The organism is Vibrio sp. V33_P6A3T137 (assembly GCF_009904835.1).
GTDB lineage: Bacteria > Pseudomonadota > Gammaproteobacteria > Enterobacterales > Vibrionaceae > Vibrio > Vibrio metschnikovii.
Genome location: NZ_WXWK01000118.1, coordinates 60,569 through 80,133, shown reverse-complemented (window position 1 = coordinate 80,133; position 19,565 = coordinate 60,569). Strand labels below are relative to the sequence as shown.

Here is a 19,565-nt window from a genome sequence, read left to right as displayed (position 1 = left end):
CCGAGCCGTTGTCTCGCTTGAACGATAGCGCTAGGGGCAACCAGACTTCGTTTCCCGGGCAACATTAATTGTGCTTTGGAGACAATTGACCACAAAGGCTCTTGTCGGTAAAGCGACATAGCAACGACCGCCCAAACGGCCATGTCGAGAGGGATACGACGTTTACGAATAGTGGCCACACCGGAAGCTTCTAAGCATTGGTTGATGAAATCAGGACAAAGAATGTCACTGAGTTTTCCAAGTTGTTCAGTATTGGGGGCGTAACGCTTGGCGAGTGTTAGGGCTGTAGTTAATTGCAAAATAAAAGGCTCAAAGTTTTAGGAACTTAGAGCCTTTATAAGCCATCTGTAGGATCGTTCAACCGATCATTTATCTCTTAACTGATCGGCATTACCGCATCGCGGTCTTTTTTCTTCGTAACGTTGAATCGAGTACCATGCCTTAAAGGATCATCGGTAACACATCGCTATCTTTACGCTCTAAGTAATGGATGGATTTAATCCGTCGGATGGTTCGGCAGCGGCCACGGATCAACAGCGTTTCGGTCGTCGCGATATTACCTTGTCGGCTAATGCCTTCCAATAAATCGCCTTTGGTGATCCCCGTCGCCGAGAAAATGACATTATCACTGCGTGCCATATCATGGAGTGCCAGTACTTGGTTAGCTTGTACGCCCATTTGGGCACAGCGAGCCAACTCTTTGGCTCCCCAAATACGATTATCCTCACTATCGCCTTTGACTTGATGGCGCGCTAATAAGCGACCTTGCATATCGCCATCCAAGGCCCGAATCGCCGCCGCAGAAATCACCCCTTCAGGAGCCCCCCCAATACAGTACATAGCATCAACTTCGCTATCTGGCATGCAAGTAAGAATCGATGCGGCTACATCGCCATCCGGCACCGCAAAGACCCGTACACCCAGTTGCTGCATCTCGCGTATCACGGCATCATGACGCGGCTTCGCCAGAGTCACTACCGTCAGTTGGTGTAACGCTTTATCCAGTGCGGTGGCGATGGCCTGTAAGTTATCGGCTAATGGCTTATTTAAATCGATGCAGCCTTTGGCTCCAGGACCGACGACGAGTTTTTCCATGTACATGTCCGGTGCTTTGAGAAAGCTGCCTTTTTCTCCCGCTGCCAATACCGCTAATGCATTGGATTGCCCCATCGCGGTCATTCGTGTCCCTTCAATGGGATCGACAGCGATATCGACATCGTCACCACCTAAGCCGACCTGTTCCCCGATATAGAGCATCGGAGCTTGATCGATCTCTCCTTCACCAATAACAATTTCGCCATTGATTTCTGTCTTATTCAATAAAATCCGCATTACTTCTACCGCTGCGCCGTCAGCCGCGTTTTTATCACCTCGGCCAAGCCATTGGTAACCTGCCAGTGCAGCACCTTCGGTTACCCGAGAAAAAGCCATTGCTAAATCGCGTTTCATGCTTACTCCAACCACAAATTAAAGAGGATAAAAAAGTTGCGCGGATTCTAGCACATTCATAAGTAAACGTTTGCTATTTAGCGTTGCAAGCCTTGTAGTGGATCAAAACTTTGTCTTTTAAGGGCGCTTTAAGCGAGAGAAGTAAAGATAGCGTCAATTGCGTTGTTTTTTTGACCGAATAGCGAACAAGATCGAATATAGTAAGTGTTTCTCTGCGCATGGCTGAGTAGAATGGTTAAATAGAGTGAATTGAATTCATATCACGGAATAAACAAGGGTAAGTCACATGTCTTTTGAAGTACTAGAACAACTCGAAGCAAAAATTCAAACTGCGGTTGATACCATCGCCTTACTGCAAATGGAAGTGGAAGAGCTGAAAGAAGAGAAACAACAGCTCATGCAAGAAGCGGATGAATTAAAAGCCAGCCGTGCAGAGCTTGAGCAAAAAGCCCAAGAAATGGAACAAGAGCATGCAGCATGGCAAACGCGTATCCGTAGCCTGCTAGGTAAGATGGAAGAGGTTGAGTAATCTCTACCTACGCTGATTGCTAATAACGCCGAACTTTGTTCGGCGTTATTGTTATATACGTTGGTTAAGCCACTGCAATCGGGCGTACACCAAGGGTATGACAAAGCGCGTAGGTCATTTCGGCGCGGTTCAAGGTGTAGAAGTGAAAATCTTTTACCCCCTCGCGGCTCAGGACTCTAATCATATCAATAGCCTGACTCGCCCCAACTAATTGTCGAGTGACCGGATCATCATCTAATCCTGCAAACTGCTTGGCCATCCACTGCGGTACTTTAACGTGGTTTTGCGCGGCAAAGCGTGCGGCTTGTTTAAAGTTTGAAACGGGTAAAATACCGGGAATGATTTCGGCATCGATTCCGGCGGCAACGCAGCGATCTCGAAAGCGTAGATAGCTCTCAATATCAAAAAAGAACTGAGTGATGGCTCGGTTGGCTCCCGCTTCGACTTTACGTTTTAAATTGAGCAGATCGGCTTGGGCACTTTTCGCTTCTGGATGCACTTCGGGAAACGCGGCCACGGAAATATCAAAATCGTGGCGAGATTTGAGTAGAGCAACTAAGTCAGCGGCGTACATCTCCGGCTTGCCACCACCCGGTGGAATATCACCACGTAGGGCGACAATACTTTCAATGCCGTTGTGCCAGTAGTCATCGGCGATAGTGATTAATTCTTCGCGGCTGGCATCAATACAGGTCAGATGCGGTGCCGCGATCAATCCGGTTTGATCTTTGATGGCTTTAATGATCGAATGGGTTCTATCACGCTCACCAGAGTTTGCTCCGTAGGTCACGGAAACGAATTTGGGTTTGAGTTCTTTTAAGCGATGCACCGAGCTCCACAAGGTTTCTTCCATTTGCGGTGTACTCGGTGGAAAAAACTCAAACGAGACATTGATATCTGAAACTTCAGCGATGCTTTGATTTAAAGCGTCGATATGACTGGCGTGCGTGTATCCCATTTTTCTCTCCCTGTGCTAACGACCACAACGCAAACACAACATTCTTTACGTATAGACGTCCATATGTCTACAGAATGTAATGAATCGATTTTAATGTCAACATTACTAGTATGAAGGTTTTTCATGTTGATGCTGAGTAAAATTCACAGATTTAACTGAAGAGAAATTGAGCGAGGCCGAAGCGTCTCTCCCTGTTGTAAAGGAGAGACGTGTTGAATGAGGAGCAGGCAAGCAGAGGTAAGGTGTGTTAATGCTCGCTCATAACAGGCTGGCGAGTCGGTTCAGATCCGATTGAATGGCGCCAGCGGTAACTTCACGTCCAGCACCTGGACCGCGAATGACCAGAGGGTTATCTCGGTACCATTTGCTTTCAATGGCAAAAATATTATCGCAAGGGCGCAAGTTAGCCAGTGGGTGGTCGAGTTCTACGGCCTCTACGCCAACCGAGGCTTGGCCATTTTTCTCTAAGCGAGCGACATAACGGATCACCTTATGTTCTTTTTGGGCGCGAGCTAAGCGCTCAGCAAGACTTTGATTGAGCAGATGGCTTTGATCAAGAAAATTATCCAAAGATAAGTGACGCAGTGCCTCTGGTACCAAAGACTCGACCTTGACGTGTTGAGGTTCAATGTTCAGACCAGATTCCCTTGCCAGAATAACCAGTTTACGCATCACATCGGAACCATCGAGATCATGGCGTGGATCCGGTTCCGTCAGTCCTTGTTGCCAAGCTAACTCAACCAGTTCGCTAAATGGCGTCGAGCCGTCGTATTGTTGAAATAGCCACGACAGTGTACCCGAGAAAATTCCTGATAAAGCGGTGATATCATCGCCACTTTCACGCAGATCACGTACAGTATGATTAATGGGTAGGCCCGCTCCAACCGTAGCATTGTATAACCAATGACGGCCAATTTTACTGAAAGCGTGTTTGACTTGATGATAGTACTCACCCTCTGCCGATCCGGCGACTTTATTGGCACTGATCAAATGCAAACCATGCTGCGCCATCGCTAAATATTGCTGCGCTAAATGTTCGCTGGCCGTTACGTCTAAGACAATGGCCTCATCATAGTTACGCAGTTCACCGAGCTGTTGCAGCCAGCGCTGACCATCATTGGGTTGTGCTTCATCTTGATATCGAGCCGCGACTTGGCTTGGATTGATACCAGTCTCATCAAACCAAAAGGTTTGGCTATCGATAATCGCGACTAATGAAAATTGCATGCCGTAGCGTTTTTCTAATTCGGTTTGCTGCTCTGCAAACAGCTTTAACCAACTGCTACCAATGTTACCTTTACCACAGAGCGCTAAGGCCACGCGTTTTTGGGCTTGAAACAGCTGCTTATGTAAGCCAATCACCCTTTCGGTTAACGTATTTTGTCTTAACACTGCCACTAAGCTGAGCTCGGATTCCGCTGTGCAGATAAACTCAACTGGGCAGGTTTTCAGTTGCTGGTAAAAACCGTGATTGTGCTGCGCGTTACGTGTTACACCTGCACCTACCGCGGCTAATAGTGAATAACCTTCTTTGAGTTTACTCTCTGTGGCGAGTGCCGAGTCCTGTAGATAACTGAATACATCACTGGCCATCTCTCGGGTATAAGCAAGACGAAGTTGATGCTGATCGGCTTGCACTTCAAAGGCCAATGACTCCAGTTGGGCCCGTTTGAGGTGTGCTAATACCGTGTGCTGTAGGCGTTGGAAATCTTGTCCGGCGGCTAACGTCAATTCAATCAGCAGCACATCCTCCAAAGAGGTGATGATTTTTGCTCCTCGCCCAGAGGCGAGAATACGCTCAATGCGTGTCGATCCCGATTCTGGCTGGTGACTGGAGCGTAAATGCAGTTCCATGGTGCTGTGTACGACCGGCTGTAAAGTGCGGCTATGCAGCACGGGAGCTGCCAATCGAGCCAGTTCATTGGCTTCATCTAAGCGCAGCAGTGGCAATAAACAAGCGTCATCCACCACTCTTGGATCCGCACTATATACACCCGCGACATCACTCCAAATGGTGACTCGTTCAACGTCCGCTAAAGCGCCAATCATGGTTGCAGAATAATCGGAGCCATTACGCCCAAGCAGAACGGTTTCCATTGCGCTATTTTGTGCAATGAAGCCAGTAATGATGACGCGCTGCTGCGGGTGCTGAGCAAGAATCTCTTTGAGTAAAGGCGCGGAGCGAGTGCGATCAACCTCAGGTTGTGGCCCAGTTTCGGCACGTAAGAAAGCACGTGCGTCTTGTGCAATAGCGGGTAATTGTTGCTGATTGAGTAGTGCTGCCAATAAGCGCGCTGACCATACTTCACCATGCGCTAGCACCGCGGATTGTTGGGCATAGTTCAGTGGCGGGGTGAGTGCGGCCAGTTGAGAGCACTCCTGATTGAGTTGACTCATAAGATGGTCGGCGATATCGCCGTTCAGTAATTCCTCAATCAGTTGAGTTTGATACTGACGGATAGTTTGCAGTTGTTGATGTGCCGTTAGACTATCTTTTTCAAGGTGACTGACAAAATCAATCAATTGATTAGTGGTTTTGCCAGCGGCAGAGACCACCACCAGATCGTGCTGCTGCGAATACTGCTGTAAAATATCCACCACATTTCGGTAGCAATCACCATCGGCTAGGCTACTACCGCCAAATTTATGTAACTGCTGCTTCATTAATTTTTTTCCTGTGCTTGATGAAAGGCTTGTTCAAGGTCAGCAATCAGATCGCAAGCCGCTTCCAATCCGACAGAGAGGCGCAGCAGTTGTTGGCCGACGCCAGCTTCGGCAAGGGCAATCTCCCCCATAGCCCGATGAGTCATTGAGGCGGGATGGCAAATTAAGCTTTCGACGCCACCTAACGATTCCGCTAGCGAAAACAGACCTAATGCACCGACAAAGTGTTTGAGTTGTTCAAAGGTGCCTGCAAATTCAAAACTGAGCATGGCACCAAAGCCACTTTGTTGCTGTTTCGCAATCTCATGGCCGGGATGGCTGACCAAGCTAGGGTGATAAATTTGCCCAACCAGAGGTTGAGTTTGTAGGTAAGCGAGTACTTGTTGTGCGCTCTCTTCGTGAACGCGCATCCGGGCTGATAAAGTTCGTAAGCCACGCAAGGTCATATAACTATCAAACGGTGTGCCGGTTGAACCAAGGCAATTTCCCCACCACGCTAATAGTTCGCCATGCTCGGCTATTCGGCTAATGATGACGCCACCAATCACATCAGAATGCCCATTGAGGTACTTGGTGGTGGAGTGAATGACAAAATCCGCCCCTAAGGAGATAGGTTGCTGATAAATAGGAGTTAAAAACGTATTGTCTACGGCGACTAACGTATTGGCTGCTTTGGCTTGTTGGCAGAGCTGCTGAATATCGACCACTCGTACTAAAGGGTTAGAAGGGGTTTCAATCAGCAGCAGTTTGGGCTTGAGCGCTAACGCCTCACTCACCGCAGTCGGATCCGATTGATCAATAAACAAGACTTTGAAATCGCCTTTTTTCGCTCGTGAGTTGAGCAGTCGATAGGTACCGCCATAACAGTCATGAGGAGCGACAATCCACTCTTGAGGAGACAAAAAGGTCGAAATCCACAGATTGATAGCCGAGGTTCCACAGTTGGTGACAATCGCCGCTTGCCCCCCTTCGAGATCCGCTAGGGTTTGTTCAAGTAAGCTACGGTTTGGGTTACCAGAGCGGGTGTAATCATAGGTAGGCACTTCACCGAAGGCAGGAAAGCCAAAGTTAGTCGATAGATAGATCGGTGGTACCACCGCATGATATTGGCTGTCCGATTCTATTCCTGTGCGAACCGCAATGGTGGCGGGTTGGCGAGTGGTCATAGTGGCTTCCTTTCTGAATCTACAATAAATGGGCTAACGGCAGAGGGGATCTCATCGTCAATAGAGTCACACTTTACTGATCAAAAAAGAAGACGTCAACACATCTAGATGTCTATATGTCTTTGCTTATGGCAGTAAATCCCGCTAAAATTAGGGACTTTGATTAGTAGACTCAAATTCACACAACGAAGGTGCGCAATGGCAGACTGGAATGGCGATTATATTAGCCCCTACGCGGAGCATGGTAAAAAGAGTGAGCAGGTAAAAAAAATCACGGTATCCATTCCGTTGAAGGTGCTCAAAGTGCTTACTGATGAAAGAACTCGCCGACAAATCAACAATTTACGTCACGCTACCAACAGTGAATTATTGTGTGAAGCTTTTCTGCATGCGTATACCGGTCAACCTTTACCGACCGATGAGGATTTACGTAAAGACAGGCCGGATGATATTCCAAGTGAAGCTAAAGCCTTGATGACCGCAATGGGTATTGAGTTTGAAGCGTACGATGACTGAATGATGCCCATAAAAAAACCTAGCTACGCTAGGTTTTTTTAGATCAAGGGTCGCTATAAGGTCATCATTAACGACTATTTTCTGCCATATAATTTTCTGGCATGTCGATACGGGCAACACCTGACTCGACGGCGGCTTGAGCGACCGCTTTGGCGACTCGTGGTAGTAAGCGTGGGTCCATTGGTTTTGGAATAATATAATCAGTACCATAGCTAAGCTTTTCAACCCCAGCCGCTTTGAGTACTTCACTTGGGATCGGCTCTTTGGCTAATTGACGAATTGCATCGACAGCGGCAAGTTTCATTGCATCATTAATTTCGCTGGCGCGAACGTCCAATGCACCACGGAAAATAAATGGGAAACACAGCACATTATTCACTTGGTTAGGGTAATCGCTGCGCCCAGTACCGAGGATTAAATCGTTTCTCACCTGATGAGCCAATTCAGGTTTAATTTCCGGATCGGGGTTGGAGCAAGCAAAAACAACGGGTTTATCGGCCATTAATGCCAGGGCTTCTGGTGGTAATAAATTCGGGCCAGAAACCCCAAGGAATAAATCGGCACCGGCAATCACATCTTCCAAAGTGCGCTTATCGGTATTGTTGGCAAACAATTGTTTGTATTCGTTTAAATCGTCACGGCGGGTATGAATGACGCCTTGGCGATCCAGCATGTAAATTTTTTCACGCATCGCCCCGCATTTAATCAACAGTTCCATACAAGCGACCGCTGCGGCGCCCGCACCCAGACAAACAATAATACATTCATTGAGTTGTTTGCCTTGCAGCTCAATCGCGTTGAGCATTCCTGCGGCCGTTACAATCGCGGTACCGTGTTGATCATCATGGAAGACAGGGATATCACAGCGCTCGATGAGGCGGCGTTCAATTTCAAAGCAATCTGGCGCTTTAATATCTTCTAAATTGATCCCGCCAAAGGTGTCGGCGATGTTGGCAACGGTATCTACAAACTCATCGATAGTGCGATGTTTGACTTCGATGTCGATCGAATCAAGACCAGCAAAGCGTTTAAAGAGTAGCGCTTTACCTTCCATTACCGGCTTTGATGCCATCGGACCAAGATTACCTAAACCAAGAATTGCGGTGCCATTCGAAATGACGGCAACCGTATTGCCTTTGGCGGTGTACTTGTACACGTTATCAGGCTGTTGGGCGATTTCACGTACCGGTTCTGCCACGCCTGGGCTATAGGCAAGCGCAAGGTCACTGGCTGAATCGGCTGGCTTGGTTAAGGCAATGCCAATTTTACCTGGAGTCGGTAGTGCATGGTAATCAAGAGCGCGTTGGCGAAATGCTTCTTGTGGCGAGAGGTCTTGGCGATGATCATCAGACATAGGGGGAGCTTCTCTTATAATGTTATCAACGAAACTATGATTCTAAAGGATGTCGATTGAGCTGCCTAGGTGGGATTGCGATCACAAACCATCAAATCGGTAAGATGAAGACTGATAAGACCAGATGAGCGTCAAATAAGACAAAGCAGAGAGCAATAACATGACCACATAAAAAAAGAACGCCGGAGCGTTCTCTTTTAATAATCTTCGCGTGAAGTAAGGATTACTTCTTGCTGGATAGAGCACCGAAACGCTTGTTGAAGCGGTCAACGCGGCCACCAGTGTCAACGATACGTTGCTTACCAGTGTAGAATGGGTGGCATTTGTCACATACGTCAAGGTAGATGCTTTCTTTAGCAAGCGTTGACTTAAATGTGAAAGCATTGCCGCAAGAGCAAGTTGCGCTGACTTCTTTGTATTCTGGGTGGATACCAGCTTTCATGGGATAACCTCAAATGTAGGCCGCGTCGCTATCCGGATCAATGCCGGACACCACACGTAATGTTAATGATAATATGCAGATGCTAAACCGATTTGCCAAGCATCTTTAAGGCGCGATATATTAATGAATCCACGCCATGGGATCAACTGCTTTCGGCGCTATTTTCACCACTTTTGTTGGTCGAATTTCTGGTTGTCATCCAGTAGACTGTGTTTTCTGCTCCTTTTTATTGCTAACGGATGGTTATGCGCCCCACTATTGCTCGTGTTGCTTTACCGGTTCCTCTTGATAAATCCTTCGATTATTTGATTGCTGACGGTGTGTGTCCTGTGGTTGGCGGACGGGTTTCGGTTCCGTTTGGTCGCCAAACCTTAGTGGGGATTGTCATTGCTCTCGTGTCTGAATCCGATTTTCCTTTGCATCAATTGAAATCGCTGCATGCGGTATTAGATACACAGCCGTTATGGCCAGAAACACTCTATGGGTTATTGCAGTGGTGCAGTCAATATTACCATTACCCTCTGGGAGAAACCCTAGCTAACGCGATGCCAAGTGCGTTGCGTAAAGGCAAAGCGGCCCAATTTGCGGTGACTAAGGAGTGGCGACTGACTGAGCAAGGGCGCAATCAACTACTCCAAGGCTTTGGTCGTGCCATCAAGCAGGCCAAGGTTATGCAGTTATTGCAAGCGGGGCCCGTTTCTCATCAGACTATGTTGGATGAAGCGGTATCAAGTAGCACGCTAAATACTCTGCTTGATAAGCAATGGATAGAGGTGCTTGAGCAAGCTCCGCAGATCGTACCTTGGCCTTCTGATGTTGAAGCTCGGGTTGATAAACCGAAATTAAACCCAGAGCAGGCGATTGCGATTGCGACGGTGAACAGTCAGCCGGGCTTTGGGTGCTACTTGTTGCAAGGCGTCACGGGGTCAGGTAAGACCGAAGTGTACTTAAATTTGATCAAGCCTGTTTTGGAACAAGGCAAACAAGCCTTAGTGTTAGTGCCAGAAATTGGCTTGACGCCACAAACGATTCAACGTTTTCGTCAACGTTTTACCGTGCCCGTGGTCGTGATTCACTCGGGATTAAATGACACGGAGCGTCTTAATGCTTGGTTAGCAGCACGGGATAAAGCGGCGGGGATTATTATTGGTACTCGTTCGGCCTTATTGACCCCTTTTGCTGATCTCGGGATTATTATTGTTGATGAAGAACATGATACTTCTTATAAGCAGCAAGATAGCTTGCGTTATCACGCGCGCGATGTCGCGGTCATGCGAGCCAATCTTGAGCAAGTGGCGATTGTCCTCGGCTCGGCAACTCCGGCTTTAGAAACGCTGCATAATGCGTTGAGTGGAAAATATTATCATCTGCAACTGACTGAGCGAGCGGGGCACGCCGTGCCCACGAAAAATCGAGTGCTGGATATTAAAGGTGAGTATTTAGAGAGCGGACTCTCTGCGCCGTTGATAGCCGAAATGCGTCGTCATTTGCAGCAAGGCAATCAAGTGCTGCTGTTTCTTAATCGACGTGGTTTTTCTCCCGCCTTGATGTGCCATGAATGTGGTTGGATTGCCGATTGTCAGCGCTGTGATGCTTATTACACCTATCATCAACACAGTAACGAGGTCCGTTGTCATCATTGTGGCTCGCAACGTCCGGTGATTCAGCACTGTCAAAGTTGTGGCTCACATCAATTAGTGACCGTTGGCGTTGGGACTGAGCAACTTGAGCTACAGCTTGCTCAGTTATTTTCTGATTATCGCACCATTCGTATTGATCGAGACAGCACTAGGCGTAAAGGCAGTTTAGAAGCTGCGCTGACCGCCATCCACAATAATCAGTATCAAATTTTGATTGGTACGCAAATGTTGGCCAAAGGGCACCATTTTCCCAATGTAACCTTAGTCGCGCTGTTGGATGTGGATGGTTCTTTGTACAGCAGTGATTTTCGTGCCCCAGAGCGCTTGGCACAGTTATTCATTCAAGTTGCTGGCCGCGCGGGAAGGGCAAGTAAGCCAGGGGAAGTGGTTTTGCAAACTCATCATCCTGAGCACAGCTTATTACAAGCGCTACTGCATAAGGGATACGATCATTTTGCTCGAACCGCTCTGGCTGAGCGGCACGTCGCTCAACTTCCGCCCTACACCTATTTAACGCTGTTTCGCGCTGAAGCGAATCAATCATCGGTGGTAGAAACCTTCTTAAGGCAAGTTCGGCAAACCTTACAAGTTCATCCGTTGTTTGATCAAGCCTGCGTGGTACTTGGGCCAACGCCAGCACCATTGGCTAAGCGAGCGGGTAAGCACCGTTGGCAACTGTTACTACAAACCCCTTCACGTAGCACGATGCAGGCGATATTAACCAGTTCAAAAACGGCTATTCAGTTGTTGCCTTTAGCCAATAAAGTGCGTTGGTCTTTGGATATTGAGCCGCAAGATTTGAGTTAAATCTCTCCCCTCACTCGCTTGATGCTTATTGAAAGTAGGGCTGACTGAGCGCTGTTTTTTTAGGGGTTCTAAATAGCAGTGAGTTTTATTTGCGCAACTAAAATCACTTGCTGTGATCGATATCATATTTGTAATGCAAAAAATGTTACTTAAGCCGTAACTTTCTCTATGGAAAGAAATAAACTAGGGGCACTATACGTTCAGTGAATCGTTTTCGTCGACCATGTTATGACTTTACGACGAAGGGAGTCGTTTTACCGACAACGTTTATTCGGCTTAGGTATTGAGAGAAAATAGAGAGGGTTAAGAATTTATGGCGACAATGAAGGACGTTGCCCAGTTGGCAGGTGTCTCTACCGCGACGGTATCTCGTGCGTTGATGAATCCTGAGAAAGTATCCACCACCACTCGTAAACGAGTGGAAGAAGCGGTACTTGAAGCTGGCTACTCCCCCAACTCTTTAGCGCGAAATCTGCGCCGTAATGAATCAAAAACCATTGTGGTGATCGTGCCCGATATTTGTGACCCTTATTACACCGAGATCATTCGTGGTATCGAAGATGTGGCGATGGAGCATGGGTATTTGGTGCTGCTGGGTGACAGTGGTCAACAAAAGAAGCGTGAAAGCTCGTTTGTGAACTTAGTCTTCACCAAGCAAGCCGACGGTATGTTATTGCTTGGTGCTGATCTGCCGTTTGATGTCAGTAAAGCGGAACAGAAAAATCTGCCACCGATGGTGATGGCCTGTGAATATGCCCCGGAGTTAGAACTGCCGACGGTACATATTGATAACCTTACCTCAGCATTTGAGGCGGTGAACTACCTCACTCAGATGGGACATAAAAAAATTGCTCAAATCAGCGGGCCAGTAGGTGCTGTGTTGTGTGAATTTCGTCAGCAAGGTTACCAGCAAGCACTGCGTAGAGCTGGATTGGTGAAAAACCCAACCTATACCGTTGTTGGTGACTTCTCTTTTGAATCCGGTGCTAAAGCGGTACGACAGTTATTAGCACTATCTGAGCCACCAAGTGCGATTTTTTGTCATAATGACGCGATGGCGATTGGGGCAATGCAAGAGGCGAAACGCTTAGGTTTACGAGTTCCGCAAGATTTATCCGTTGTGGGGTTTGATGATATTCAGTTTGCTCAGTATTGCGATCCACCGTTAACGACGATTTGCCAGCCACGCTATGAAATTGGCCGACAAACGATGTTGATGATGCTTGAATTACTGCGAGGTCGAGATGTTCAGGCCGGATCACGGTTGTTAGAAACTCATCTGGTAGTGAGATCCAGCGCCGCGCCGCCAAGGTAAATATTGCCCTGACTGGGCGGGTTTGCAGAAGATAACCAGCGTTGCTTACATATTGACGCTGTTATCCGACGGCAAACTCCTTTACCATGGAGCTACAATTGTCAGCGTTTGAATTGAATCGTGGCTAATAAAGATTATGTAAGAAGGGGTCGTAGTCCAAAGAAGCCGACCGCAAAAACAACAACGCGCCGAAAACCTTGGCGCAGTGGATTGATCGCGTTAATCCTCCTCAGTGGGTTTGTTTATGGATTGTATTGGCTCAACCAGAAACCTGAGCCGCCCGCACCACCAGTCAAAACCGTTTCTCCGGTTAAACCTGCGACGCCACCTGCGCGAGTGATCCCGCCACCACCGACGGAAAAGTGGGACTATGTGCAGAGTCTGCCTCAGCGTGAAATTGAAGTCACCGCTAAAGAGCAGCAACTGTCGGAGATCCCGTACATCATGCAGTGTGGGGCATTTAAAACCTTGCAACAAGCGGAAGCGCGTAAGGTCGAGATTGCTTTTCAAGGGCTAAAGAGCAACATCCGCAAAACTGAAAATAGCAGTTGGTTTCGAGTGGTGTTAGGACCATATCCATTAAAACGAGATGCTGAGCGAGATCGCCACCGTTTACAACGCGCTAAAATTGAGCCTTGTGCGATATGGAAAGAATCACAATAAACAGAATTTAGGCGATTCAACCTTTCAAGATGGCTAACGAGTCACTTTCTCTCGCTCTTCTTCGTAAGAGGAGAGAAAACGGCCGCGTTGGCCTTTTTTCTGTATTCCGTTTCTCCTTACCTTGAAATCGTTTTTCCGCATCCTCATATACCTTAAACACCCTAGTGAAATAATAAAGAGGTCCTCACGTGACTACCATTGTATCTGTACGTCGTGATAATAAAGTTGTGATTGCCGGAGACGGCCAAGTCTCGCTTGGCAATACCGTAATGAAGGGTAATGCGCGCAAGGTTCGTCGTTTATACAACAATAAAGTTCTGGCCGGATTCGCTGGTGGTACCGCAGATGCCTTCACGCTATTCGAGCGTTTTGAAAGTAAGTTGCAAATGCACCAAGGTCATTTGACCAAAGCAGCAGTTGAGCTTGCGAAAGATTGGCGTAGTGATCGTGCTTTGCGTCGTTTGGAAGCGATTTTAGCGGTTGCTGATGAAACCACATCGTTGATCATTACTGGTAATGGCGATGTGGTGCAGCCAGAACACGATCTGATTGCGATTGGTTCTGGTGGTAATTATGCTCAAGCCGCAGCACTCGCGTTGTTGGAAAACACTCAATTAGACGCGCGTGAAATTGCTGAAAAAGCGTTAAATATTGCTGGCAATATTTGTGTATTTACCAACCACCATCACACCATTGAAGAACTAGAAATACCAGCCGCATTATTGCCTGAAAAGAACGCATAATCTGGTGTGAACTCTGTACTGAATGTAAGGAATTGATGATGTCTGAAATGACGCCTCGTGAAATTGTTCACGAACTAAACCGCCATATTATCGGTCAAGAGAAAGCCAAACGTGCTGTAGCGATTGCATTACGTAACCGCTGGCGCCGTATGCAACTTGAAGAAAGTTTACGGGTCGAAGTGACACCGAAAAACATTCTGATGATCGGCCCAACAGGGGTGGGTAAAACAGAAATTGCTCGCCGCTTAGCTAAGCTAGCCAATGCACCGTTTATCAAAGTAGAAGCAACGAAATTTACCGAAGTGGGTTATGTTGGTAAAGAAGTCGAAAGTATTATCCGTGATTTGACCGATGTCGCGGTTAAATTAACCCATCAACAGGCGATGGAAAAAGTTAAGTTTCGCGCTGAAGAATTGGCCGAAGAAAGGGTACTTGACGCCCTTTTGCCTCCTGCGCGCGATGCGTGGGGAGAGTCAGAAAAAACCGAGCAGTCATCGACCACTCGCCAAGTGTTTCGTAAAAAACTTCGTGAAGGCCAGTTAGACGACAAAGAGATTGAAATTAACGTTGCCGTACCGCAAATGGGCGTTGAGATTATGGCGCCTCCAGGTATGGAAGAGATGACCAATCAACTGCAAGGGTTGTTTCAAAATCTCGCAGGTGATACCAAGAAAAAGCGTAAACTGAAAATCAAAGAGGCGTTAAAAGCCTTGGTTGAAGAAGAAGCGGCGAAACTGGTTAACCAAGAAGAGTTAAAAGAGCAAGCTATTTACAACGTTGAGAACAACGGCATCGTGTTTATCGATGAAATTGATAAAATTTGTAAGCGCGGTGAAAGCTCTGGTCCGGATGTGTCTCGTGAAGGGGTACAGCGTGATTTATTACCACTGATTGAAGGAAGTACCGTTTCAACTAAGCACGGTATGGTAAGAACCGATCATATTTTGTTTATCGCTTCGGGTGCCTTCCAAGTGGCTAAACCTTCGGATTTAATTCCAGAGCTGCAAGGTCGTTTACCGATTCGTGTTGAGTTAGAAGCGTTATCGAGTCATGATTTCAAACGTATTCTTACCGAACCGAAAGCGTCTTTAACTGAGCAATATATCGCATTGATGAAGACTGAACAGGTCGATATCAGCTTTACTGAAGATGGCATTAAACAAATTGCCGAAGCCGCGTGGCAAGTCAATGAAAGCACAGAAAATATTGGTGCACGACGTTTGCATACGGTGATGGAGCGTTTGATGGATGAGATCTCTTATGAAGCGACAGAGCGCCCGGGTAGTCAAATGGTCATCGATGGCGACTATGTACGTGGCCGTCTCAGTGAATTGGTGGAAGACGAGGATCTTAGCCGCTTTATCTTATAAATTACTAGCCCACCGCACTGGTGGGCTTTTTTATCGCCCTCGTTTGCGCGTATACTCAGCGCACTGTTTTGTCATTGCTATTTATTATGAATAACTCTTTACGTATTTGGGTCGATGCGGCGCGGCCGAAAACTCTTCCTCTCGCTTTGGTCTCTATTCTTACGGGGAGTGTACTGGCGTTTTCTGTCGGTTCGTGGTCTTGGCCAGTCACTGGTCTAGCGTTACTGACCGCAACCTTATTGCAAATTCTCTCCAATTTAGCCAATGACTACGGTGATGCGCTAAAAGGGACGGATAACGAACAGCGTCTTGGACCGATGCGGGCAATTCAATCTGGCGCGGTTTCATTAGCAGATATGAAACAAGCGATGATCATTAATGTGCTATTAACGATCGTCTCTGGATTAGCCTTGGTTTTTTATGCGTTAGACAGTGCCCAAAGTATTGCTGCCTTTTTGGCGCTGGGCGTAGTCGCCATTCTCGCTGCGATTGCCTATACCGTTGGCAATAAACCCTATGGCTATGTGGGGTTGGGGGATTTATCCGTCTTCATCTTTTTCGGTTTACTTGGTGTCTCTGGCAGTTATTTTTTACATACAGGCCAGATCGAATGGCGGTTGTTATTGCCCTCAGTTGGTTGTGGGTTATTAGCGGTATCGGTGCTCAATATTAATAATATGCGAGATATTGAAAACGATGCCTTATGTGGTAAACGTACGGTAGTGGTACGTTTAGGGCAGCAGCGTGCCAAGGTGTATCATCTGTTGTTATTAGCCGGAGCCCTATGCGCCTTTGCCAGCTACTTATTGATTCAAGACCGTTCAGCTTGGCTTAGTGCTCCTTTTTTGTTCAGCCTGATGGTATTGATTAATCATGGGCGAGCCGTGTATCGAACTTCGCAACCGGTACAGATGGCGCCTTTGTTACCCAATGCAGTCAAATGCGCTTTAGTTACCAATGTATTGTTTATTTCGGTCGTCATCGCTCAAACAATCCTACGTTAATTTGCGTTCTGTCATTGCATTGACTTACTGACACTATATACTCGTGGGATAATGGTTCGTTAAGAGAGTAAAGCTATGGAATACAACACCTCTGCGCTGTGCGATATCTATCTCGAGCAAGTCGATGTACTAGAACCGATGTTCAGTAACTTTGGAGGGCGAGCATCCTTTGCTGGTCAAGTGACGACCATTAAATGTTTTGAAGATAATGGGTTGATTCGCGAAACTCTTGAACAAGACGGTGTCGGCCGAGTGCTGTTGATCGATGGTGGTGGTTCGTTACGTCGAGCGCTGATTGATGCCGAGCTCGCTGCGATTGCTGAAGAAAACGAGTGGGAAGGCATTGTCGTTTATGGCTGCGTTCGAGAAGTCGATGAACTGGAAGAGATGAGCGTGGGTATTCAAGCGCTGGCTTCTATTCCTGTTGGCGCGGTGTCACTGGGTATCGGTGAAATTGATGTTGCGGTGAACTTTGGTGGGGTAACCTTCCTACCTGAAGATTATCTCTACGCCGATAACACAGGGGTGATTTTATCACCTGAGCCGTTAAACGTCGATTTAGACGTTGAAGACGACGAGCTCGAAGAGATCTAAGTTTCGCGCGCCGATTGGATAATCTGAAGCAGAACCGAAGTCAAAAGCTTCGGTTTTTTGTTGCCATAAAACTTGTCTTGGTATCTAGTTTGTTATCGACAGTATTCGTTGACGTAGCCGTAACGCATATAGGTAGCCAAGCAAACCGCCCATAATATTGCCTAAAGCGATGCCGATAAACAATCCGATCACACCATACCAATACGCCCCAAGCCAAGCCGCAGGTAAAGTAAAGATGAAAAGACGCATTACGCTCCATTGAAATGCTTTTAGCGGTTGATGAAGGGCGTTCAACGCCGAAACCAACATCATCACGATACCTTGAAAGCCATAACTGATAGGGACAATCAGTAAGTAGTACCACAGTAAGTCACGCACGCTTTGCTCTTGTGAAAACAATGCCGCTAGCGGAATGCTCAGTGGCACCATCATGATAAAAATCAAGAACTGAAAAACCACGGCAAAACGCAGGCCAACAAATAACCCTTCAAAGCTGCGCTGTGGATTATCGGCCCCTAAGTTTTGTGCCATGAATGGCGTTAAGGCAGAAGTGAGCGACATTAATACCAAGATTAAAATCGATTCAATACGCTGTGCGGCACCATAAGCCGCGACGGCTGCGGTGCCATGTTGGGAAAGCATGATCATTAACACGGCACCACATAATGGATTCATCGCACTCGATAGCGCCGCTGGGGTGCCAATGGTTAAAATTTGTCGCCAGTCACGATTAAGCATTTTCAAATTAGCTCGAGCAAGCAGCTTGTCACGTCGAGCCAAAATATACAGTGAGCCGATTAGCGCGCCGAGCCAAGAGCAGGCGCTGGCAATCGCTGCCCCTTGTATGCCTAATTCTGGAAAGGGGCCATAGCCAAAAATCAATAATGGATCGAGTACGCCATTGATGACTCCCGCCAATAACATGATTTTGGCGGGAGTTTTAGTGTCTCCGGTAGCGCGAATGGCGCTATTGCCCGCCATGGGGATCACCAGTAAAGGAATGGTCAGATACCAAATTTGCATATACTGGTTAATCAGGGGGAGCAATTCAGCTTGTGCGCCGAGTAAACGAAATAGTGGGTCGATAGTAAGAACACCGATGAAGGAGGCGCACAGTACCAGGACCACGGCCAATAACAAACCATGACTAGTCAGGCGCGCCGCTTGCTTGGTTTCTCCTTGACCTAATAAACGGCCAATACAGGTAGAGAGTCCAACGCCAATCCCCATGGTGATACAGTTGACGGCGAAGGTGACCGGAAAGGTGTAGCTGATGGCGGCTAGTGCTTGAGTACCGAGCAACGAAATAAAAAAGGTATCGACTAAGTTAAACAGTAAGATAGCGATCATCCCTACCGTCATTGGCAGCGTCATTTGGCGCAGTACTTGGGGGATAGGGGCGGACAACAAGCCGTGTTTATCGTGCATGGTGAATCAGCGAATAGAAAGTGCAAGAGGAGCTAGGATACTCTATATCAGGATCGGGTACTAGCGATGAACTTGGCGATAAAAATAAGGCCAGCATGGCTAGCCTTGAGATAACTTATTGATAATGATTAAGCATTTTTCATTTTAGCGGCTGCTTTCGCGATTGCAGCAAAGCTCTTCGCATCCAGTGCCGCACCGCCAACTAAAGCGCCATCAATGTCTGGTTGTGAGAAGTAAGCTTCTGCATTTTCTGCTTTCACTGAGCCACCGTATTGAATGATCACCTGCTCGGCAACGGCAGGGCTTTTCGCGGCGATGTGAGCACGAATAGAAGCATGGATACGCTGTGCGTCATCCGCTGTTGCTGCTTTACCAGTACCGATTGCCCAGATGGGTTCATAAGCGATGATCGCATCGTTTAGTGCTTCTACGCCGTAAGCATTGATCACGGCATCAATTTGGCGCGCACAAACCGCTTCGGTTTCGCCTGCTTCATTTTGTGCTTCTGATTCACCGATACAGAACACTGGTGTTAGACCGTTCTCTTTTAAGAATGCAAATTTCTTAGCGACAAATTCGTCAGATTCATGATGGTATTGACGACGCTCAGAGTGACCAATGATGATGTGAGTGGCGCCGAAGTCTTTTAACATCGCTGGAGACATATCACCGGTAAAAGCACCGCTGTTATTTAGGTCAGTATTTTGTGCACCAAGAATGATTTTGTTGCCACCTTGTTTGATTAAACGCTCAGCAAGATCGAGGTATAGCGCTGGTGGAGCGACAGCCACATCAACACCGTTTACACCTTCTAGCTCAGCATTCAGGCCATTCAGTAGCTCAGTCACCATAGTTTTGCTACCGTTAAGTTTCCAGTTACCCATCACAACAGGACGACGCATAGGAATATCTCCAATTTAATT

Annotated in this window: 18 protein-coding genes; 9 read left to right on the top strand and 9 right to left on the bottom strand. The window is 47.3% G+C overall.

Features of this window, described 5'->3' with window-relative positions; genetic code table 11:
* Both CAG60_RS11390 and glpX read right to left on the bottom strand, forming a co-directional pair.
* On the bottom strand, positions 1-299 hold a 299-nt coding region (locus CAG60_RS11390), incomplete at its 3' end, for a transposase domain-containing protein (protein ID WP_202598528.1).
* A 142-nt stretch (positions 300-441) separates the two neighbouring features.
* Entirely contained in the window at positions 442-1,449 is a 1,008-nt protein-coding gene (gene glpX, locus CAG60_RS11385; protein ID WP_158138984.1) for a class II fructose-bisphosphatase, read from the bottom strand.
* Between the two features lie 286 nt (positions 1,450-1,735).
* Between glpX and zapB the strand changes: the two genes are divergently transcribed.
* Positions 1,736-1,978 carry a cell division protein ZapB gene (zapB, locus tag CAG60_RS11380; RefSeq protein WP_154169956.1) on the top strand — a complete coding sequence of 81 codons (243 nt, stop codon included), beginning with the start codon at positions 1,736-1,738 and terminating at the stop codon, positions 1,976-1,978.
* A 64-nt stretch (positions 1,979-2,042) separates the two neighbouring features.
* Here the strand turns inward: zapB and metF are convergent, their stop codons facing one another.
* From metF to CAG60_RS11365, 3 genes are all read right to left on the bottom strand, one after another.
* Positions 2,043-2,936, bottom strand: a complete 894-nt coding sequence (gene metF / locus CAG60_RS11375) for a methylenetetrahydrofolate reductase (protein WP_154169958.1) — start codon at positions 2,934-2,936, stop codon at positions 2,043-2,045.
* A 258-nt stretch (positions 2,937-3,194) separates the two neighbouring features.
* Positions 3,195-5,600, bottom strand: coding sequence for a bifunctional aspartate kinase/homoserine dehydrogenase II (locus tag CAG60_RS11370; RefSeq protein WP_161438961.1), 2,406 nt, complete (start codon positions 5,598-5,600; stop codon positions 3,195-3,197).
* Positions 5,600-6,766, bottom strand: coding sequence for an O-succinylhomoserine (thiol)-lyase (locus CAG60_RS11365; protein ID WP_161438960.1), 1,167 nt, complete (start codon positions 6,764-6,766; stop codon positions 5,600-5,602). Before CAG60_RS11365 ends, CAG60_RS11370 begins: the two co-directional genes overlap by 1 nt.
* A gap of 198 nt (positions 6,767-6,964) precedes the next feature.
* Here CAG60_RS11365 and metJ point away from each other — a divergent pair, with 198 nt between their 5' ends.
* A complete protein-coding gene (metJ, locus tag CAG60_RS11360; RefSeq protein ID WP_040903918.1) occupies positions 6,965-7,282 on the top strand; it encodes a met regulon transcriptional regulator MetJ in 318 nt (105 codons plus the stop codon).
* 67 nt (positions 7,283-7,349) lie between these two features.
* Here metJ and CAG60_RS11355 read toward each other — a convergent pair whose 3' ends face one another.
* Together CAG60_RS11355 and rpmE are read right to left on the bottom strand one after the other, a co-directional pair.
* On the bottom strand, positions 7,350-8,636 hold the full coding sequence (locus CAG60_RS11355) for a malic enzyme-like NAD(P)-binding protein (RefSeq protein ID WP_004394440.1): 1,287 nt from the start codon (positions 8,634-8,636) through the stop codon (positions 7,350-7,352).
* A 223-nt stretch (positions 8,637-8,859) separates the two neighbouring features.
* Positions 8,860-9,078, bottom strand: coding sequence for a 50S ribosomal protein L31 (rpmE, locus tag CAG60_RS11350; protein WP_004394441.1), 219 nt, complete (start codon positions 9,076-9,078; stop codon positions 8,860-8,862).
* Positions 9,079-9,323: 245 nt separating this feature from the next.
* On the opposite strand from rpmE, the gene priA reads away from it, so the two are divergent.
* From priA to rraA, 7 genes are all read left to right on the top strand, one after another.
* A complete protein-coding gene (gene priA / locus CAG60_RS11345; protein WP_161438959.1) occupies positions 9,324-11,525 on the top strand; it encodes a primosomal protein N' in 2,202 nt (733 codons plus the stop codon).
* Positions 11,526-11,838: 313 nt separating this feature from the next.
* Positions 11,839-12,840, top strand: a complete 1,002-nt coding sequence (gene cytR, locus CAG60_RS11340) for a DNA-binding transcriptional regulator CytR (RefSeq protein WP_004394443.1) — start codon at positions 11,839-11,841, stop codon at positions 12,838-12,840.
* Between the two features lie 120 nt (positions 12,841-12,960).
* Entirely contained in the window at positions 12,961-13,503 is a 543-nt protein-coding gene (locus CAG60_RS11335; RefSeq protein WP_040903920.1) for an SPOR domain-containing protein, read from the top strand.
* A gap of 188 nt (positions 13,504-13,691) precedes the next feature.
* Positions 13,692-14,246 (top strand): ATP-dependent protease subunit HslV, encoded by a 555-nt coding sequence (gene hslV / locus CAG60_RS11330; RefSeq protein ID WP_004394445.1) that lies wholly within the window; start codon positions 13,692-13,694, stop codon positions 14,244-14,246.
* Between the two features lie 38 nt (positions 14,247-14,284).
* Positions 14,285-15,616 carry an HslU--HslV peptidase ATPase subunit gene (hslU, locus tag CAG60_RS11325; protein ID WP_154170728.1) on the top strand — a complete coding sequence of 444 codons (1,332 nt, stop codon included), beginning with the start codon at positions 14,285-14,287 and terminating at the stop codon, positions 15,614-15,616.
* Positions 15,617-15,702: 86 nt separating this feature from the next.
* Entirely contained in the window at positions 15,703-16,620 is a 918-nt protein-coding gene (locus CAG60_RS11320; RefSeq protein ID WP_158138979.1) for a 1,4-dihydroxy-2-naphthoate polyprenyltransferase, read from the top strand.
* A gap of 75 nt (positions 16,621-16,695) precedes the next feature.
* On the top strand, positions 16,696-17,214 hold the full coding sequence (rraA, locus tag CAG60_RS11315; protein ID WP_154169966.1) for a ribonuclease E activity regulator RraA: 519 nt from the start codon (positions 16,696-16,698) through the stop codon (positions 17,212-17,214).
* An 84-nt stretch (positions 17,215-17,298) separates the two neighbouring features.
* Here rraA and CAG60_RS11310 read toward each other — a convergent pair whose 3' ends face one another.
* Together CAG60_RS11310 and tpiA are read right to left on the bottom strand one after the other, a co-directional pair.
* Positions 17,299-18,642 (bottom strand): MATE family efflux transporter, encoded by a 1,344-nt coding sequence (locus CAG60_RS11310; protein ID WP_158144623.1) that lies wholly within the window; start codon positions 18,640-18,642, stop codon positions 17,299-17,301.
* Between the two features lie 128 nt (positions 18,643-18,770).
* Positions 18,771-19,544, bottom strand: a complete 774-nt coding sequence (gene tpiA / locus CAG60_RS11305) for a triose-phosphate isomerase (RefSeq protein WP_004394450.1) — start codon at positions 19,542-19,544, stop codon at positions 18,771-18,773.
* Positions 19,545-19,565 lie beyond the last annotated feature (21 nt).

Coding starts and splice junctions, on each gene's coding strand:
- glpX (WP_158138984.1), bottom strand. CDS start 1,449: ATGAAACGCGATTTAGCAATGGCTTTTTCTCGGGTAACCGAAGGTGCT.
- zapB (WP_154169956.1), top strand. CDS start 1,736: ATGTCTTTTGAAGTACTAGAACAACTCGAAGCAAAAATTCAAACTGCG.
- metF (WP_154169958.1), bottom strand. CDS start 2,936: ATGGGATACACGCACGCCAGTCATATCGACGCTTTAAATCAAAGCATC.
- CAG60_RS11370 (WP_161438961.1), bottom strand. CDS start 5,600: ATGAAGCAGCAGTTACATAAATTTGGCGGTAGTAGCCTAGCCGATGGT.
- CAG60_RS11365 (WP_161438960.1), bottom strand. CDS start 6,766: ATGACCACTCGCCAACCCGCCACCATTGCGGTTCGCACAGGAATAGAA.
- metJ (WP_040903918.1), top strand. CDS start 6,965: ATGGCAGACTGGAATGGCGATTATATTAGCCCCTACGCGGAGCATGGT.
- CAG60_RS11355 (WP_004394440.1), bottom strand. CDS start 8,636: ATGTCTGATGATCATCGCCAAGACCTCTCGCCACAAGAAGCATTTCGC.
- rpmE (WP_004394441.1), bottom strand. CDS start 9,078: ATGAAAGCTGGTATCCACCCAGAATACAAAGAAGTCAGCGCAACTTGC.
- priA (WP_161438959.1), top strand. CDS start 9,324: ATGCGCCCCACTATTGCTCGTGTTGCTTTACCGGTTCCTCTTGATAAA.
- cytR (WP_004394443.1), top strand. CDS start 11,839: ATGGCGACAATGAAGGACGTTGCCCAGTTGGCAGGTGTCTCTACCGCG.
- hslU (WP_154170728.1), top strand. CDS start 14,285: ATGTCTGAAATGACGCCTCGTGAAATTGTTCACGAACTAAACCGCCAT.
- CAG60_RS11320 (WP_158138979.1), top strand. CDS start 15,703: ATGAATAACTCTTTACGTATTTGGGTCGATGCGGCGCGGCCGAAAACT.
- rraA (WP_154169966.1), top strand. CDS start 16,696: ATGGAATACAACACCTCTGCGCTGTGCGATATCTATCTCGAGCAAGTC.
- CAG60_RS11310 (WP_158144623.1), bottom strand. CDS start 18,642: ATGCACGATAAACACGGCTTGTTGTCCGCCCCTATCCCCCAAGTACTG.
- tpiA (WP_004394450.1), bottom strand. CDS start 19,544: ATGCGTCGTCCTGTTGTGATGGGTAACTGGAAACTTAACGGTAGCAAA.